15 protein-coding genes are annotated in these 20,164 nt (G+C 28.3%); all 15 read left to right on the top strand.

Translation table 11 applies throughout. The features are described 5' to 3' along the window. Nucleotides 1-20: 20 nt before the first annotated feature. The 15 genes from NG901_RS04465 to NG901_RS04395 all read left to right on the top strand — a co-directional run bounded on the left by NG901_RS04465 (nucleotide 21) and on the right by NG901_RS04395 (nucleotide 20,044). Entirely contained in the window at nucleotides 21-221 is a 201-nt protein-coding gene (locus NG901_RS04465) for a BhlA/UviB family holin-like peptide (RefSeq protein WP_012423645.1), read from the top strand. 62 nt (nucleotides 222-283) lie between these two features. After that, the gene (locus NG901_RS04460) at nucleotides 284-1,078 is read left to right on the top strand and encodes a GH25 family lysozyme (RefSeq protein ID WP_252212545.1); all 795 of its coding nucleotides are present in this window, start codon (nucleotides 284-286) and stop codon (nucleotides 1,076-1,078) included. Nucleotides 1,079-1,371: 293 nt separating this feature from the next. Next, a complete protein-coding gene (locus tag NG901_RS04455; RefSeq protein ID WP_252212544.1) occupies nucleotides 1,372-1,908 on the top strand; it encodes a hypothetical protein in 537 nt (178 codons plus the stop codon). A gap of 249 nt (nucleotides 1,909-2,157) precedes the next feature. After that, on the top strand, nucleotides 2,158-3,204 hold the full coding sequence (locus NG901_RS04450) for a phosphodiester glycosidase family protein (protein WP_252212543.1): 1,047 nt from the start codon (nucleotides 2,158-2,160) through the stop codon (nucleotides 3,202-3,204). 18 nt (nucleotides 3,205-3,222) lie between these two features. Then, a complete protein-coding gene (locus NG901_RS04445; RefSeq protein WP_252212542.1) occupies nucleotides 3,223-4,260 on the top strand; it encodes a hypothetical protein in 1,038 nt (345 codons plus the stop codon). Between the two features lie 152 nt (nucleotides 4,261-4,412). After that, nucleotides 4,413-5,522: an ABC transporter ATP-binding protein gene (locus tag NG901_RS04440; protein ID WP_252212541.1), complete on the top strand. Its 1,110-nt coding sequence runs from the start codon at nucleotides 4,413-4,415 to the stop codon at nucleotides 5,520-5,522. A gap of 21 nt (nucleotides 5,523-5,543) precedes the next feature. Then, complete coding sequence (locus NG901_RS04435) at nucleotides 5,544-6,485, top strand: PucR family transcriptional regulator (RefSeq protein WP_252212540.1); 942 nt, start codon at nucleotides 5,544-5,546, stop codon at nucleotides 6,483-6,485. Nucleotides 6,486-6,646: 161 nt separating this feature from the next. After that, nucleotides 6,647-7,666, top strand: coding sequence for a LacI family DNA-binding transcriptional regulator (locus NG901_RS04430; protein WP_252212539.1), 1,020 nt, complete (start codon nucleotides 6,647-6,649; stop codon nucleotides 7,664-7,666). A 146-nt stretch (nucleotides 7,667-7,812) separates the two neighbouring features. Next, entirely contained in the window at nucleotides 7,813-9,300 is a 1,488-nt protein-coding gene (malQ, locus tag NG901_RS04425; RefSeq protein WP_252212538.1) for a 4-alpha-glucanotransferase, read from the top strand. Next, the gene (locus NG901_RS04420) at nucleotides 9,300-11,660 is read left to right on the top strand and encodes a glycogen/starch/alpha-glucan phosphorylase (protein ID WP_252212537.1); all 2,361 of its coding nucleotides are present in this window, start codon (nucleotides 9,300-9,302) and stop codon (nucleotides 11,658-11,660) included. Before malQ ends, NG901_RS04420 begins: the two co-directional genes overlap by 1 nt. 369 nt (nucleotides 11,661-12,029) lie before the next feature. After that, nucleotides 12,030-13,769 carry a potassium-transporting ATPase subunit KdpA gene (gene kdpA / locus NG901_RS04415; protein ID WP_252212536.1) on the top strand — a complete coding sequence of 580 codons (1,740 nt, stop codon included), beginning with the start codon at nucleotides 12,030-12,032 and terminating at the stop codon, nucleotides 13,767-13,769. A 15-nt stretch (nucleotides 13,770-13,784) separates the two neighbouring features. Next, nucleotides 13,785-15,851, top strand: coding sequence for a potassium-transporting ATPase subunit KdpB (gene kdpB / locus NG901_RS04410; protein ID WP_252212535.1), 2,067 nt, complete (start codon nucleotides 13,785-13,787; stop codon nucleotides 15,849-15,851). A 17-nt stretch (nucleotides 15,852-15,868) separates the two neighbouring features. After that, complete coding sequence (gene kdpC / locus NG901_RS04405; RefSeq protein ID WP_252212534.1) at nucleotides 15,869-16,474, top strand: potassium-transporting ATPase subunit KdpC; 606 nt, start codon at nucleotides 15,869-15,871, stop codon at nucleotides 16,472-16,474. Nucleotides 16,475-16,641: 167 nt separating this feature from the next. Next, nucleotides 16,642-19,344: an ATP-binding protein gene (locus tag NG901_RS04400; protein ID WP_252212533.1), complete on the top strand. Its 2,703-nt coding sequence runs from the start codon at nucleotides 16,642-16,644 to the stop codon at nucleotides 19,342-19,344. After that, nucleotides 19,337-20,044 (top strand): response regulator, encoded by a 708-nt coding sequence (locus tag NG901_RS04395; RefSeq protein WP_252212532.1) that lies wholly within the window; start codon nucleotides 19,337-19,339, stop codon nucleotides 20,042-20,044. The genes NG901_RS04400 and NG901_RS04395 overlap by 8 nt, the downstream gene beginning before the upstream one ends. Nucleotides 20,045-20,164 lie beyond the last annotated feature (120 nt).

Raw genomic sequence — 20,164 nt, 5'->3', positions numbered from 1 at the left:
ATATTAAAAGGAGCAACTTTATGGATGAAATAATGAAAATGGCTTTAAGTCAGGGCTTAGGATATGCGTTATTTGTTTTTTTATTATTATATGTTCTTAAGACAACTGGTGAAAGAGAAAATAAGTATCAAACTTTACTTGATGCATTAGCAGAAAAGTTTAATGTTGTTGAAGACATAAAAGAAGATGTGAAAGAAATTAAAAATAAGATTGAGAGCTAGAAATAAAAATAGAGTATTGATGAAACTAAAAATTATTTATTAATTATGAAAGGTGAGGTTGTATGCGAGGTATAGATGTAAGTAATCATAATGGAGATATAGATTTTAATAAAGTAAAAGAAGACAATATAGAAGTTGCTTATATAAAAGCAACTGAGGGGACAACCTATGAAGACCCTTACTTAAATAAAAATTATAATGAAGCTAAAAAAGCCGGTATTAAGACTGGCTTTTATCATTTTTTAGTTGGTTCTTCTGAGCCAGAAACTCAGGCAGAAAATTTTTATAATAATATAAAAGACAAGGAGAATGATTTAAAACCTTGTTTAGATATAGAAATAAGCAATTTTAATGTAATGGATTATGCTCTAAAATTTATAAAAAAGTTTGAAAGTTTATGTGAATTACAACTTTGCATATACACTTCGCCTTATTTTGCAAATGAAAACTTAGATTCTAGAGTAGCTAAATATAAATGTTGGATAGCTCATTATGGCGTTGAAAATCCTATGAAAACAACTATATGGGGAGAAAATTATGCAGGACATCAATTCACTGAAAACGGTAAGATAAAAGGAATTGATACTAATGCAGATATAAATAATTTTACAGATGCTATATTAGTAGAACATAAGAAAATAGGATATGTAATAACTGATTATTTGCCAAATGGGTATAGGGGAAATAACGAATTTAAGGGTGTTGATCTAGAATATGTTTTAAGTTATTTCAATGATATTAGATGTTATGTTAGAAGCGATAGTAAAGGCATTTGGTTAGAAACTCAAATTTTACCTATGAGTAAGTGCCAAGAATTAAAAGCTAAATTAGGTAGTTGGTTCTACTGTATAAAATAGATTTTTAATAAAGGATGATAATGCAAAAATAATCCTCCAATTTTTAGATACTATTTCTCAAACAAAAATTAGATTGATATTATAATAGTTATTATTAATAACAATGTAATAAAATCATGCATATAATATTGTATGAAGTTATAAAGTTTATAATTTCATGAGTTATAGTAATCAGAGTTACTTTTGCTTTTGAGATTTGTTTGGTGATATTCCTATAATAAAAAATGTAATGTTTGCTAAAAGAATAAGTATCTATTAAATGTTAAAACTAGATTACACAAGGAGGATGTAATATGAGTAAATTATATTATAAGGAAGAAATAGCCGCAAATGATGAAATAATTGAGAAGTTAAATGTAAATGATAAAGAAGAAGATAAAAATTTAAATATAGATATGGAGACAACTGAGGAAATAAATAAAGAAATAGATATAGCTAATGAAGAAGAGAGAAAAAGATGGCATTTTGGAAAACATGTTGATCTTTCAGCAAATTGCAATTTCGAAATGCATGTTAATTCTGAAAATAAGATGATTTATGTATGTCCAGGAAAGGCTCAATACTTTTTAGCTAGTTCATCAAAATGTTGTGGACCAATTAGTGTTAAATATTTAGGCCATAATTATGATGAAAAATGTAAAAAAATATATGGATGTCTTGGAACGTATTTTGTATTTGATTCAGGAATAGTTATTATTCCTAAAAAACAATTACACCCTGGCGCTATAGATGTTTTACCATTCTTAGCATATGATGGATGCAATTATTATAAATTTGAAGTAATATTCACTTATTCTCCATGTGAATGCTGTAAATGTTGTAGTAAGTAGTTTTTTAAAATAAATGTAAATATATTTTAATATAAACAAAAGAGTTGATCTAAATGATTAAAAAACAATTTAGATCAACTCTTTTGTTATCTTATATTCTATAAGCAATTTTAATAGGGAAGTTTAAGAAAGAATATAATACTTTTCCAAAATATGTTGACAATTTAACTTTTTTGTAATATTTATACAAAGAGATATATGATAAAATCTTATGTATAGCATTAACGCTTTTAAAGGTAAGGAGAAATTATGAATAAAAAAGTTAAAAAAAAACCAACAAGAAAAAAAGCGAGGCGTGAGAAGAAAAAGAAAAAATCATTTTCGGTATTTGTGGGATTAATATATGTTATTACTTTTTTAGTAATAACAACACCTTTAGTATTAATTTACGGTCCATATGACAAGACAAGGAAAACTTTAATTTCAACAGTGTTAGCTACTCGCCATGCCTATTTAGTAAATGATTTTATACCGCAAAAAACATTAGATAAAATATTGGGAAAAAGTGAAATTGAAGAAGAAAGTGTTCCAACTAATACATCTATAGATTTAAACAAAATAGATGTTAAATATGATTCTGGAAATAATGTAACTAAATATGATATACATACAGAAAGATATGATGGTTATATGTTAGAAATAGAAAATCCACATAAAGTTAAAGTAGCTATGACTAAATATCTTGGAAAATTAGGTCAGAAGACAAGCGAAATGGCAGAAGAACATAATGCAATAGCAGCTATAAATGGTGGAGCATTCTCAGATACATCTTCAGATGGAGTAATACGTGCTGGCACAGGGGGAAAACCAGAGGGGTTTGTGATTTCTAATGGAAATGTTATATATCCTACTACAAAATGTGATGAGCATTTTATTGCGAATGTAATTGCATTTACTAAAAAGGGTCAATTAATTGTAGGAAATCATACCCTAGCAGAATTAAAAAAACTTGATGTGCAGGAAGCAATGTGTTTTAGGGAACCTAACGTAATAATAAATGGAGTTAGACAGCATAAAAAAGAAGATTATGTAGATGGAATTAATCCTAGAACTGCAGTTGGACAAAAAGAAGATGGAACAGTACTATTTTTAGCTTTAGATGGTAGAAAATTATCTAAACCAGGAGCTACAATATATGAAGTTCAAGAAATAATGAAAAATCGTGGAGCCATAAATGCAGGTATGCTTGATGGTGGATATTCAACGACTATGTATTATAAAGGTGATGTAATAAATTCTCCTAATTCGTGGGATGGAGAAAGAACTGTTGCTACAGCATTTTATGTTGAACAGTAAGTTAGGAGATGAAATATTATGAAAGTTTTAAATAAATTATTAATTTTTACATTTGTAGCATTTATAATTCAACAAGGAATATTTTTATATATTGAAAATATATATTTATCATCAAATATGGATATTAAGATAGAAAAATCTGATGATAGTGAAGTTAGTAAAAATGAACAAAAAGAAGTTGAATTAAAAGAAAATGTAGATGATTTAAAAGTATCTTCTAATGGTAGATATATTGCAGGGCTTCAAGATGGAAGATTAAAAGTATTAGATAGTGATGAAAATAAATATAAAGACGTTAAAAATAATGTTAATAGTAATATTGTATTTTACAAATGGGTTACAAATTCAGATCGTATAATTGCCATACAAAAAATAAAAGAAAAAGGAAGAAATTATTTTGAGCCAATAGCATTTAATGCTAAAAATGGGGAACAAATTGAACTTGCAGACTTTGATTTTAACAAATTAAGAGTGAGAATTGAAAATAGTGAGGATAAAGTAGAAGATATTCCTTTTTCAATAGGAACCCATAGTTTATATATTAAAATTAAAAAGAGTAATGAAAAAAGTGATTTATATTATGCAAACACTATGAATCAATTAGAGAAAAAGAGAAGTAATAAAGAGATAGGTAATATTGTTATCCCGACTACAGGAGCTAATGCAATAATGGAGATGGGAACTCAAGTAACAATATTAGATAAACCAGATAATTTATTGATACCTAATACAAAAAATCCAAAGTTACTAGGAGCAGATATAAACGATAATGTATATTTTGCCTCAGAAGTAGATAATAAGGTTGTAAAAATATATTATGCAATTTCATCTGATAATTATAAAGATTGGAAAGAATTCAAATTAGATAATCCAGTAAATAAAGAAGATGTATTAGTTGATTATAGTGGGAAAGTTTATATTAATGATAATGAAAAGAAATCCGTAACAGAACTTACAAGTAAAAAAACAATTAAGTATAAAGGTGAGTTAATCCAAACATATTCTAAAGGAGTTATATCGAAGAATGGTAATAAACTAATAAAGAACAGTATATAAGAAAGTAAAAATGCTACTAAATTTAACTTTAGTAGCATTTCACAAAAAAAATAATCTAGTTTTGTGAGTTTTTCATATAGAGTTTAAAGGATTACAATTGTACAATATAACCATGATAAACAATTAATTAGACTTAAATGGGAGGGGTTAACATGGCAGATTTGTCATTAAGACACATTTATAAAATATATTCAGGTGATGTAACAGCAGTAAACGATTTTAATTTAGAAATAGAAGATAAAGAATTTATAGTATTTGTTGGACCATCAGGTTGTGGTAAATCAACAACTTTAAGAATGATAGCAGGTTTAGAAGAAATATCTAAAGGTGAATTATATATAGGTGGAAAATTAGTAAATGATGTTGAGCCAAAAGAAAGAGATATAGCAATGGTATTTCAAAACTATGCATTATATCCTCATATGAGTGTTTATGATAATATGGCTTTTGCATTAAAGCTTAGAAAAGTACCTAAAGAGGAAATTGATGAAAAGGTAACTGAGGCTGCAAAGGTATTAGGCATAGAACATTTATTAACAAGAAAACCAAAGGCTTTATCTGGAGGACAAAGACAAAGAGTTGCATTAGGAAGAGCCATAGTTAGAGAACCTAAAGTGTTCTTAATGGATGAACCATTATCAAATCTTGATGCAAAATTAAGAGTTCAAATGAGAACTGAGATATCTAAACTTTATAATAAATTACAAACAACTTTCATATATGTTACTCATGACCAAGTTGAAGCAATGACTATGGGAACTAGAATAGTTGTAATGAAAGACGGTATAATACAACAAGTAGATACTCCACAAAACATATATAATAACCCAGTAAATATTTTCGTAGCTGGATTTATAGGAAGTCCTCAAATGAACTTCATAGATGGTAAAATAATAGAAAAAGAAGGCAATCTATATTGTAGCTTCGAAGAAAATAATATATTATTACCAGAACAACAAGCTAAGGAATTAAAAACCAAAGGTTATGTGAATAAAGAAGTTACATTTGGAATAAGACCAGAACATTTAGATGATAATATGGAAGTTGTAAAAGAAAATCCATCATCAATTATAAATGGAAAAGTAGAAGTAGTTGAGCTTATGGGAGCTGAAAGTTATATTTACTTTGTAGCATCTAACAATAATATGACAGCAAGAGTAAATGGAACTACTAATGTAAAAACTGGAGATTCAATAAAATTATACGTTGAAAGTGAAAAAATACACGTATTTGATAAAGAAAGTGAATTAAGAGTAATATAAATTTTATTTTGAGGTGAAGAGATGTACGGATTAGTTGAATATTTAAATGAATTATATAAAAAATGTGAAATACCTTTTGAATTATGTATTGATAATAAAATGGTTTTTAAAACTAATCCTTTTCTTTACACTGATAAAGAAATAATAGAAGCTAGATTTAATATAAATAATAAAATATTTATATTAAGAACTTATAGCAATTTTAAAGACTCACTAAAGCTTATTAAATTTTGTATTGAAAATAGATGCAAAGATGAGCACAATGTTAGAGAAAATACAATAATTTCTTTATTAAAAAATGAATATGTATCAAGTGATAAATTAAATGATATTATGATTGAGTTAAATGAGGTCTATTTAATATCTATTAATTTAGAAGAAAAAATAAGTGAAGCTATAGAGATTTTAAAGACAATATATATAGATACTGAAGTGTCTATATTAGAATATAATGAATATATTATTTTATTAGGGACATTTGAAGATATTGAAGATCATATATCAAGCATAACTGAAACTATACACAATAATTTATATAAAAGATGTTATATAAGTTACTATGCTGTAGAAGATTATAATAATATAAGTTCATTATATAAAGATGGGATATATAAAATTAACTTAGCTAAAAAATACAATATTTCAAATAGAATATTTAATGAAAAAAGTCTATTATTTGAAAGTATTGTAGATAGTTTAAGTGAAGAAAAGAAAGTAAAAATATTATCTAAATTTAATTATGGATTTAATAAATTAGATGATGATACAATAAATACAATAGAAGTATTTTTTAATTGCGATTTAAATTTGAGTGAATCAGCTAAAAATTTATATGTACATAGAAATACTTTGATTTATAGGTTAGATAAGATTAAGAAATGTACGTCTTATGATATTAGAAACTTTAATGAAGCAATACTATTTAAAATAGCATTTTTCATATGGAAAGAGAGTAATATATAAATTCATATTTGATATTCCGGTAACGATACCGAGTTCTGAATTCAATAGGGTAAATTTATTAGTTTATTGATATAATAATTGAAATGGGTGTATAATAAAATTATTGCGGAAACGTTACCATTATTTTTATTAGATTTTACATATATATTAGGAGGAATATCATGAATATAGGAGATATAGCAAGACTTGCAGGTGTAGGGGTAAGTACTGTTTCAAGAGTTATAAATAATCATCCAGATGTAAAAGAGAGTACAAGAGAACGAGTTTTGGAAATTATAAAACAAAACAATTACATACCTAATAATAGTGCACGAATATTAAAGCAAAACAATACTAAAAATATAGGTGTACTAGTAAAAGGAGTGTTTAATCCATTTTTTTCACAGATGATAAATGTTATAGGTAACATCATAGATAGATCAGGATATACAATGATATTAGAGCAGAATGATTACAACTTTTATCAGGATGTAGAAAATCTTATGGGATTTATAAAAGAAAAGAAATTACAAGGAGTTATTTGTCTAGGTGGAAACTTTATTGATATAAAAGAAGATAGTTTTTCAGATATAGAAACTCCAATAGTTTTAACATCAGTTAATACTATATCTAAAAAAGGCAAGAAACATTATTCTTCAATAGGAATAGATAATATTAAAGCTTCTTATGATGCAACTAAATATTTAATAGAAAAAGGCCATAAAAAAATAGCACTTATTTTAGGTGATGAAAATGATTTGGGAATTAGTTGGTGGAGACTTAAGGGATATAGAAGTGCTTTAGAAGACAATAATATTGAAATTGATGACGAACTTGAATTAATCGGAGATTATTCTTGTGAAAAAGCATATAACGAAACTATAAATCTTATAAAAAATAGAAAAGATGTAAGTGCTATTTTTGCACTTTCAGATATTATGGCTACAGGAGTAGCAAAGGCAGTTGTAGATAGTGGGTTGAAAATTGGTGATGATATTTCAATCATTGGTTTTGATGGGATGGATGAAAGCAAGTATTATAATCCAGGACTTACTACAGTAAATCAACCAAAAAGATTAATGGCTGAAACGAGTATATCATTATTATTTTCATTAATTAATGGAACTGAGGAAAATAAGCAAATATTACTAGATACTAAATTAATCGAAAGAGAATCATGTAAGGACTTATTGAAAAAATAATAGACTATGTTTTAAATATGTGTTGATATATGCAATATGAAAAGTGGTGTTCTAAGTTTAATTACTGAGTCCACTTTGCTTATTCATATATCAGTGCTTTATTAAAACATAGCAAATGATAAAAAAGGCATAAGGGGGAGAAAAAAATGAGAAGAAGCAGTGGAATTATAATGCATATTGCATCTTTGCCGGGGGAATTTGGAATAGGAACATTTGGGAAAGAGGCATATGAGTTTGCAGATTTTTTGAAAGAATCACATCAAAAATATTGGCAAATACTTCCTATAGGACCGACTAGTTATGGAGATTCACCATATCAATCTTTTTCAGCATTTGCAGGAAATCCTTATTTTATAGATTTTAAACTATTAGAAGATGATGGGTTATTGGAAAGTAAAGATTATTTAAATTTAAACTTTGGAAAAGATGAAGAAGATATTGATTATGGATTAATATTTGTAGAAAAAATGAAGGTTCTAAGAAAAGCGTATGAGAGGTTTAAGCGTAATTTACCAACAGACTTAAAAGAATTTGAAGAAGAAAATCAGTGGTTAGATGATTATTCTTTATATATGGCACTTAAATCAAAATTTGAATTAAAGAGTTGGCAAAAATGGGATATAGATATTAAACTTAGAAAAAAAGAAGTTTTAAATAAATATAGAGAAGAATTAAAAGATGAAATAAACTTTTGGACCTTTATACAATATAAATTCTTTGAACAATGGACTAATTTAAAGAAATATGTAAATGATTTGGGTATTGAAATCATAGGAGATATTCCAATATATGTAGCTGAAGATAGTGCAGATATATGGGCAAATCCAAAAGCATTTTTATTAGATGAAGAAACGTTAGTACCATTAAAAGTTTCAGGATGCCCACCAGACAATTTTGCTGTAACAGGTCAATTATGGGGAAATCCAATTTATAATTGGGACTATATTGATAAGACTAATTATAAATGGTGGATAGACAGAATGAAACAAAGTTCAAAATTATATGATGTTATAAGAATAGATCATTTTAGAGGGTTTGAATCTTATTGGTCAATACCTTATGGGGATCCTACAGCAGAAAATGGAGAATGGGTAAAGGGTCCAGGAATGAAATTATTCAATGCCATAAAGAAAGAACTTGGAGATATAAAAATAATAGCAGAAGACTTAGGATTTTTAACTGATGAAGTTATAAAATTTAGAGAAGAATCAGGATTTCCAGGAATGAGAGTACTTCAATTTGCATTTGTAGGAGATGCTGCAAACAGAGACCTACCTCATAATTATGAAGAAAATTGTATAGCTTATACAGGCACTCATGATAATAATACATTTAGAGGATGGCTTGAAAAAACAGGAACTGAAGAAGAAATTGAAGCGTCTATTAAATATCTGGGATTAAATAAAGAAGAAGGATATAACTGGGGATTTATAAGAGGGGTATGGAGTAGTAAAGCTTATTTATCAATAGCGTTAATACAAGATTTCTTAAATTTAGGGAATGAATCTAGAATTAATGTTCCTTCAACACTAGGACAAAATTGGCGTTGGAGAGCTAAAAAAGATGTATTTACAGATGAACTAGCAGAAAAAATTCATGATATAACGAAAATATATGGAAGGTGCGAAGAATAATGAATAAAGAAAATATAAAAAAAGGTATTGATAGATATTTAAAAGTAAAATATGGAATAAAGTTAGAAGATGCTAAGGAATATCAAATATTTAATGCTCTTTCATTAACTATATTAGAAGAAATCGTGGATGATTGGAATGATACAACTAAAGCATATAATTCTAAGAGAAGTGCAAATTATTTTTCAGCAGAATATTTAATGGGTAGGGCACTTGGAAATAATTTAATAAACTTAGGCTTGTATGAGGATGTAAAAGAAGTATTATCAGAATTAAATATAGATATTAACAAAGTAGAAGAAATAGAAGAAGATGCTGGCCTTGGTAATGGGGGACTTGGAAGACTTGCAGCCTGTTTTATGGAATCAGCAGCTACAATAGATATGCCGTTAAATGGTTATGGAATTAGATATAATAATGGGCTATTTAAACAAAATATAGATGAAGGATTTCAAACTGAAAGTGAAGATAGCTGGTTAAAGTATGGCGATCCTTGGAGTATAAGAAAAGATAACGAAACTCAAATTGTAGAATTTGAAGATATGAAAGTTAAAGCTATACCATATGATACACCTATCATAGGTTATGGAACTAAAAATATAAATACATTAAGATTATGGAAATGTGAACCGATAAAAGAATTTGATTTCTATTTATTTAATGAACAAAAATATGATGAATCAGTAGAATTAAAGAATAGAGCAGAGGATATATCTAGAGTTTTATATCCAAATGACTCAAACGATGAAGGTAAAATATTAAGATTACGTCAACAATATTTCTTAGTAAGCGCTTCATTAAAAGATATTATTAAAAAACACATAGAAAAATTCGGTACCGATTTCGAAAAGATAAGTGAATATAATTTTGTACAATTAAATGACACTCATCCAACACTTGCTATACCAGAATTTATAAGAATATTAGTTGATGAAGAAAAGGTTACATTTAAAAAAGCATTAGAATATGCTAATAAATTCTTTGGATATACAAATCATACTATACTAGCAGAAGCATTAGAAAAATGGGATGTTGAATTAATAGAAAAATTATTCCCTAGAATATTAGAAATTACTAAGCAAATTGATAAAGAATTAATAAAAGAATTAAAAGCTAAGAAGTATACAGAAAAAGAAATTGAAAAACTTAGAATAATTTCTGATGACCAAATGAGAATGGCTAATTTAGCTATATTTGTATCAAAAGCAGTAAATGGAGTTGCTCAGTTGCATACGGATATATTAAAGGATAAAGAATTAAATGATTGGTATAAATTATATCCAGGAAAGTTCCAAAACAAAACAAATGGAATTACTCCAAGAAGATGGTTAAGATTATGTAATCAAGAATTATCAGAATTCATAACTAAGTTATTAGGAACTGAAGAGTGGGTTAAGAACTTATCTTTATTAAAGGCTTTAAAGAAGTTTGAAAATGATGATAAAGTTTTAGAAGAACTTATGAATATAAAGCTTCAAAAGAAAAAGCAATTATCAGAATATATTAGAGATGAAGAAGGAATAGAATTAGATCCAAATTCAATATTTGATATTCAAATTAAGAGATTACATGAATACAAGAGACAATTATTAAATGCAATGTATATCCTTGATTTATACTATAGAATAAAAGAAAATCCATCTTTAGATATACCAAAAGTAAGTTTTATCTTTGGAGCTAAGGCCTTCCCAGGATATGTTAGAGCTAAAGCAATAGTTAAATTTATAAATGAAATAGCAGAACTTGTAAATAATGATAAAGATGTAAATGGAAAAATAAAAGTAGTATTTGTTCATAATTATAGAGTTTCATATGCTCAAAAGTTATTCCCAGCAGCAGATTTATCTAAACAAATTTCTACAGCTGGAAAAGAAGCATCAGGAACAGGAAACATGAAATTCATGTTGAATGCTACTCCTACATTTGGAACTTATGATGGAGCTAATATAGAAATAGTTCAAGAATCAGGAGAAGAGAATAATTACATCTTTGGATTAAGAGTTGAAGATATAGATGATATTAAAGAAGAGTATGATCCAATGACTTATTATAAGAAGAATAAGAGCATTAAGAGAGTTCTAGATACTCTAATTGATGGAACTTTTGATGATGGTAATACTGATGATTTTAAAGACCTATATAATTCATTATTAGAAGAAGGAGATCAATATTATCTTCTAGCAGATTTTGAGAGCTTTAAAGAAGCTCAAGATAAAGTATTTAAAGATTACAAGGACACTAAAAAGTGGGCTAAAAAATGTTTTGCTAATCTTTATAGTGCAGGAATATTCTCAAGTGATAGAACTATAAAACAATACTGTGATGAAATTTGGGATATAAAAGAGACTCCTATAAAATAAATGCCTATGTTCCAGTAAAATGTTTATATATTCCACTTTACCTATTGCATATATAAACATATATTAGAACATAGCAAAATAAATAATATAAATAAGGCTGTATATAATAATTTTTATTACAAGCCAATGAAAGAGGATTCATTAATTTGAGTCCTCTTTTTGTGCGTGTAAATATCAATATAAAAATCTTAACACAATCTTAATTCTAAACAAGTAAACTCTAACACCACTATAATTTTTTCCATGTTAAACTTGTCCTATCAAAACGAAGGGGGAAATAAAAATGCATGTGATGGTTGGGCTTATAGGAATAATTTCACTTATATATTTTATTTATTTAGCAAATATTTTATTAAGAGGTGACAAGTAATGATGAATTTAGTATTACAATATGGATTGTATATTTTGATATTAGTAGTATTGGCAATTCCATTGGGGAATTATATAGGTAAGATTATGAATGGAGAAAAAGTGTTTTTATCTAAAATATTAACACCATGTGAAAATTTTATTTATAAAATGCTTCATATTGATAAAGATGAAGATATGAGTTGGAAAAAATATTCTTTTTCTGTTTTAGCATTTTCAATTATAAGTTTAATAGTATTATTTTTACTACACATTTTCCAAGGCTTTTTGCCATTAAATCCAGAAAAAGTTTCAGGTACAAGCTGGGATCTTGCATTTAATAATGCGGTAAGTTTTGTTACTAATACTAATTGGCAAGGTTATTCAGGTGAAAGTTCATTAAGTTATTTCACACAAATGATGGGACTAACTGTACAAAATTTTGTTTCGGCAGCAGTTGGTATTTCAGTATTATTCGCACTAATTAGAGGATTTATTAGAGTTAAGCAAAAAGGTATAGGAAATTTTTGGATAGACATTACTAGAGCTGTACTTTATATATTAATTCCTCTTTCAATAGTAGTATCTTTAGCATTAGTGTCTCAAGGTGTTGTACAAAATTTTAAACAATATGAAACAGTTTCTTTATTAGAGCCTATTACACTTGAAGATGGAACCGTAGTAACGGAAGAAGTTGTTCCATTAGGACCTGCAGCAAGCCAAATAGCAATAAAGCAACTTGGTACAAATGGTGGAGGATTTATGGGGACTAATTCAGCGCACCCAATTGAAAATCCAACTATATTATCTAATTTATTTGAAATGATTTCATTATTATTAATCCCAGTAGCATTATGTTTTACTTTTGGGAGAAATATAAAAGATAGAAGACAAGGAATAGCTATATTTATAGCAATGGGTATAATGCTAGTTGTAGCAATGGGCATTGTTGGAATAAATGAACAAATTGCTACACCACAAATGGCGTTAAATGGTCAAGTTGATTTATCAACAATTAATCAAGCCGGTGGAAATATGGAAGGAAAAGAAGCTAGATTTGGTATTGCTACTTCTTCAACATGGGCAACATTTACTACTGCTGCGTCTAATGGATCAGTAAATTCAATGCATGATAGCTATACTCCAATTGGTGGAATGATCCCTATGCTACTTATGCAACTTGGAGAAGTTGTATTTGGAGGTGTTGGATGTGGGCTTTATGGAATGATAGGTTTTGCAATACTTGCAGTATTTATGGCAGGACTTATGGTAGGAAGAACACCAGAATATTTAGGTAAAAAAATAGAGCCTTTTGAAATGAAAATGGCAGTTTTAGTTTGTTTAGCAACACCGATAGCTATTTTAATTGGTAGTGGTATTGCAAGTATATTACCTGAGACTGTTAACAGTTTGAATAATTCAGGGGCTCATGGATTTTCAGAAGTATTATATGCTTACACTTCAGCTGGAGGTAATAATGGTTCAGCATTTGCTGGTTTTACAGCGAATACACCATTTATAAATATAAGTATTGGGTTAAGTATGCTATTTGCACGTTTTGTTCCTATGATGGGTACTTTGGCTATAGCAGGAAGCATGGTTAAAAAGAAAAAAGTTGCAGAAAGTGTTGGTACATTGCCTACACATAATGCTATGTTTATAGGACTTTTAATTTTTGTTGTATTGCTTATTGGTGCATTAAGTTTCTTCCCAGCATTGGCACTTGGACCAATTGCTGAATTTTTTCAAATGTTAGGTTAAATGGGGTGACAAAATATGAATGAAAATAAAGGTAATTTTGCAAATAAAAAAATGATTAAAAGAGCTGTTAAAGATTCTTTTATAAAACTTTCTCCAAAAACTCAAATGGAAAATCCAGTTATGTTTTTAGTATATATTTCATCTATATTAACAACTGTATTATATGCAGTTTCATTAGTTGGAATTAGAGATTCAAAATCTAGTTTTATATTAGGTATTACTATAATTCTTTGGATTACTGTATTGTTTGCTAATTTTGCAGAAGCAATAGCAGAAGGGCGTGGTAAAGCACAAGCTGATTCTTTACGTGCAGCAAAGAAAGATGTGGAAGCGCATAAAATAATTTCTTTAGAAAAGAAAGATGAAATAACTAAAGTTTCATCAGCACTGCTTAAAAAAGGAGATATAGTAATTGTTGTTGCTGGAGAGCAAGTTCCAGCTGATGGAGAAGTAATAGATGGAGCAGCTTCAGTTGATGAAAGTGCAATAACAGGAGAATCAGCACCTGTTATTAGAGAAAGTGGTGGTGATAGAAGTGCTGTGACTGGTGGAACAACAGTAATTTCAGATTGGCTAATTGTTCAGGTTACAAGTGAAGCTGGAGAAAGTTTTCTTGATAAGATGATTTCTATGGTTGAAGGTGCAGCACGTAAGAAAACACCAAATGAAATTGCATTACAAATTTTATTAATCTCACTAACTATTATATTTTTATTGGTTACAGTTTCATTATATTCATATTCTGTTTTTTCAGCTAATCAGGCTGGTGTGGTAAATCCTATTTCAGTTACATCACTAGTGGCACTTTTGGTATGTCTTGCACCAACAACTATAGGTGCATTACTTTCATCTATTGGTATTGCAGGTATGAGCCGTTTAAATCAAGCTAATGTTTTAGCAATGAGTGGACGTGCTATTGAAGCTGCAGGAGATGTTGATATTTTGATGTTAGATAAAACAGGCACAATCACTTTAGGTAATCGTGAAGCTTGTGAATTTATACCAGTAAATGGAGTTAATGAAAATGAGTTAGCAGATGCTGCACAGCTTTCATCTTTAGCAGATGAAACTCCAGAGGGACGTAGTATAGTGGTTCTTGCTAAAGAGAAATTTGGAATAAGAGGAAGGAATATTAGAGAATCTAATATGGAATTTATTCCATTCACAGCTAAAACTCGTATGAGTGGTGTTAATTATAATAATAGTGAAATTCGTAAGGGAGCAGCAGAAACAGTTAAAGACTATGTAATTTCAAGAGGTGGATGTTATAGCAAAGAATGTGATGAGATTGTAGCTAGAATATCAAATAAAGGCGGTACTCCTCTTGTTGTAGCTAAAGATAATAAAGTTCTTGGAGTAGTTTATTTAAAAGATATTATTAAGCAAGGCGTACAAGAAAAGTTTGCAGATTTAAGAAAAATGGGTATTAAAACAATCATGATAACTGGAGATAATCCATTGACAGCAGCAGCTATTGCAGCAGAAGCTGGTGTTGATGACTTTTTAGCTGAGGCTACTCCAGAAGGTAAGCTAGAAATGATACGTGATTTTCAAGCAAAAGGCCATCTTGTTGCAATGACAGGCGATGGAACTAATGACGCCCCAGCACTTGCACAAGCAGATGTAGCAGTTGCTATGAATACAGGAACACAAGCAGCTAAAGAAGCTGGAAACATGGTTGACTTAGATTCTTCTCCAACAAAATTAATTGATATAGTTAGAATTGGTAAACAATTATTAATGACACGCGGCAGTTTAACAACATTTAGTATAGCTAATGACTTAGCTAAATATTTTGCAATAATCCCAGCATTATTTATTGGATTATATCCAGGATTATCTGCATTAAATATTATGAATTTACACAGTGCGGAGAGTGCAATATTTTCAGCAATAATATACAATGCATTAATTATTGTAGCTTTAATTCCATTAGCACTTAAAGGTGTAAAATATCGCGAAGTTTCAGCAGGTAAGTTATTATCAAGAAATCTTTTGGTTTATGGCTTAGGGGGAATAATTGTACCATTTATAGCTATAAAAGTAATTGATGTTTTAATTACTGCAATTGGTATTGTATAAAGAAAGGATGATTAGTAATGAAGGAATTTAAAGCAGTATTTCCTAAAGCTTTAATAATATTTATAATATTTACTATTTTGTGTGGAGGTATATATACAATATTTATAACAGGAATTTCTCAATTAATATTTCCTAAACAAGCCAATGGAAGTATTATACAAGTTAATGGTAAAAAATACGGCAGTGTATTATTAGCACAACAATATAATGATGAAAAACATTTATGGGGAAGAATTATGAATATTGATACAGATACTTTTGTTGATGATAATGGAAAGAAATTAGCTTATTCAGCACCATCTAATTTAAGTCCTGCAAGTAAAGAATACGAAGCTCTTGTTCAAGAAAGAGTTGATAAAATAAAAGCAAATCATCCAGAACAAGATGCACAAGCAATACCAGTAGATTTAGTCACTTGCTCAGGAAGTGGATTGGATCCGCATATTTCAGTTGCGGCTGCTAAATATCAAATAAATCGTATTGCTAAAAATAATAATATGGAAGTAAAAGATGTAGAAAAGATTATTGATAAATACACTTCAGGAAAACTTTTTGGTGTATTAGGAGAAAAAACAGTAAATGTATTAGAAGTTAATCTTGCTATTGATGGAATTCTAAAATAGATATTGATAGAATTGATATTATACAAAAAGCAGTAAAAACAACTTTTTATGAATATAAAATAAAATATTAACACAATCTTTATACTATAGTTAAAATAATTATGAAATATTTATTTTGGCTATAGTATAATTTATTTATAAGTAGATTATATTTTGAGGTGACATATATGATAGATGAACGTCCAGATCCTGATGAGATTTTAAAGAAAATATCCCTAGATGAAAATAACAAACAAGGAAAATTAAAGATATTTTTTGGATATGCAGCTGGTGTAGGTAAAACATATGCAATGCTTGAGGCAGCTCATATAGCTAAGAATTCAGGTATTGATGTAGTAGCAGGGTATATAGAACCTCATACTAGAGTAGAAACCCTTGCTCTTTTAGATGGGTTAGAAATGTTGCCTAATTTAAAAGTTAAATATAAAGGAATAACTTTAAATGAATTTGATCTTGATTCTGCAATTAATAGAAAACCAAAGCTAATTTTAGTAGATGAATTAGCTCATAGTAATGCTTATGGATGTAGGCATATGAAGAGATATCAAGATATACAGGAATTGTTGAATAATGGAATAGATGTTTATACAACTATAAATGTTCAACATATAGAAAGTTTAAATGATATTGTAGCATCTATAACTGGAATAGTAGTACGCGAGAGAATTCCTGATAGTGTATTTGACAATGCTAATCAAGTTGAACTAGTTGATATTGAGCCAGATGATTTAATTACTAGATTAGATAACGGAAAAGTATATAAAACTGATCAAGCACGCAGGGCATTGATTAACTTTTTTACAAAAGAAAAATTGGTTGCATTAAGAGAAATAGCTCTTAGACGTACGGCAGATGCTGTTAATAAAAAGATTGAAAATAAAAGAGATGAAATAAAAAGTACGTACTATACAGAAGAACACATTTTAATTTGTTTATCAAGTTCACCAAGCAATACGAAAGTAATTAGAACAGCTGCACGAATGGCATTTGCATTTCATGGGTTATTTACAGCATTATTTGTAGAAACCTCTAATAGCAAAGATCTTAGCTTAGAAAATAAAAAGATATTAGAGACGAATTTAAAACTTGCAGAACAACTTGGAGCTAAAATAGCTACAGTTTATGGTGACGATGTGGCAAATCAAATATCTCAGTATGCTAAGATAAGTGGTGTATCTAAGATTGTAATCGGTAGATCTAATAATAAAAAAAGTTGGTTTAATAATAAAAAAACATTAGTTGATAAATTAACTGAGTTTGCGCCAAACATAGATATATATATTATTCCAGATAATTTAAAAGCTTATAAAAGAAATTCTAATGAGAAACTTAAAAAAATTACTTTACCACATTTTACTGTAATGGACTTAATAAAAACAACAGTAATATTAGGAGCTGTCACAGCAACAGGGATGATTTTTTATAACTTAGGATATAGTGAAGCAAATATTATAAATATATATATATTGGGTGTATTGTTAACATCTATAACTACAACAGGTAAAAGTTGTGGATTACTGGTATCAATATTAGGAGTATTGGTATTTAATTTTCTTTTTACTAATCCTAGATTTACATTTCAAGCATATGATAAAAGTTATCCAATAACTTTTTTTGTTATGCTTGTTTCGTCAATAATATCAAGTAAACTAGCTACTAGAGTAAAGATAGAGGCTAAACAATCTGCTGAAAAAGCTTATAGAACTGAAGTTTTATTGGAAACTAGTCAAAAGTTACAAATGGCTAAAAATAGGGAAGAAATTTTTAATAAGATACTTATTCAAATAGAAAAGTTATTAGATAAATCAGTAATTTTATATCCTGCTGATAATGAAGTACTTTTAGAACCTATAGTATTTAAAAAAAATAGGACAATCAATATAAAAGACTTTATTACAGAAGATGAACGAGCCGTTGCACAATGGGTGTTTAAAAATAAAAAACATGCTGGAGCAACTACAAATACTTTACCAGGGGCAAAATGTCTTTACATGGCTATAAGAAATCATGTAAAATCTTTTGCTGTAGTAGCAATTCCAATAGATAAAGATGAGACTTTAGATTCTTTTAAAAAGAATTTGTTAATAGCAATTTTAGCTGAAAGTGCTTTATCTTTAGAAAAAGAATATATAAATGAAACTAAAAATGAAATTTATATGAAAGCAGAACAAGAAAAACTAAGGTCTAATTTATTAAGAGCTATTTCACATGATTTACGTACACCTCTTACAAGTATATCTGGGAATGCTGGAATTTTAATGGGAAATTCTAGAATATTAAATGAAGATAGAAAACAGAGGTTGTATACAGATATTTATGATGATTCTATGTGGCTTATTAATTTAGTAGAAAATTTATTGTCTGTAACTCGTATTGAAAATGGTACAATGAATATAAAATTACAACCAGAATTAATAGATGAAGTCATACAAGAAGCACTTCAACATATTAATAGAGAAAGCTCAGACTATAATATTGAAGTTGAAGTAGATGATGAATTATTGATGGCTAAAATGGATTCTAGATTAATTATTCAAGTAATAATTAATATTGTAAATAATGCTGTGAAATATACTCCCAAAGGTTCAAATATTAAAATATTTGGAAAAAAGCAAGGCAAAAGTGTAGTGATTGAAATAAGTGATGATGGATGTGGAATTGAGGATTCAATGAAAGGAAAATTGTTTGATATGTTTTTTACATTAAATAGCGCTAGTGCAGATGGAAGAAGAGGGCTTGGTTTGGGATTATCATTATGTAAGTCAATAATAAATGCTCATGGTGGAGAAGTTTATGTAAGAGACAACGAACCTAAAGGAACTATATTTGGTTTTACATTACAATGTGAGGAGGTTATTTATAGTGAATAAACCACAAATTTTAGTTGTAGAAGATGATAAAGCTGTTAGAAATTTAATTACTATAACATTAGAGACTGAAAACTATAAGTATCATGTAGCTGAAAATGGTGAAGCTGCAATTCGAGAAGCTGTTTCATATGTACCTGACATTGTTATCTTAGATTTAGGGTTACCAGATATGGATGGAATAGAAATTATAAAGAGAATACGTACATGGTCGAATGTTCCAATTATAGTAGTTAGTGCACGTAGTGAAGATAGAGATAAGATTGAAGCACTTGATTGTGGAGCTGATGATTATTTAACTAAACCATTTAGTGTTGAAGAACTGTTAGCAAGATTACGTGTGAGCTTAAGAAGAATTAATTATGTTAATAGTGGACAAGGCGAAAACAGTAATTTATTTATTAATGGAGATTTAAAGATTGATTACGCAGCAAGATGTGTATTTATTAAAGATGAGGAAATTCATTTAACACCTATTGAATATAGATTGATATGTCTTTTAGCTAAAAATGTAGGAAGAGTGCTTACTCATAATTTTATATTAAAAGAGGTATGGGGAAATACTTTACCTAATGATACACCATCATTACGTGTTTTTATGGCAACTTTAAGAAAGAAAATAGAAGAAAAACCTTCAAAACCCAAATATATACAAACTCATATAGGGATAGGATATAGGATGCTAAGAATTACAGAGGATTGAGGATATATATTTAAATAAAAAACATAAATAATGAAATAAGCAGATATGTAATTAAATTAATAGGCTATGTTTTAAATAGATGTTGATATATACAATAATTTAAGTGGCATTGTAATTGGA

Source organism: Clostridium sp. CMCC3677 (assembly GCF_023845585.1).
Classification (GTDB): domain Bacteria; phylum Bacillota; class Clostridia; order Clostridiales; family Clostridiaceae; genus Clostridium; species Clostridium aquiflavi.
The sequence above is the reverse complement of the archived record's forward strand: the minus strand, read 5'-3'. Positions and strand labels throughout refer to the sequence as shown.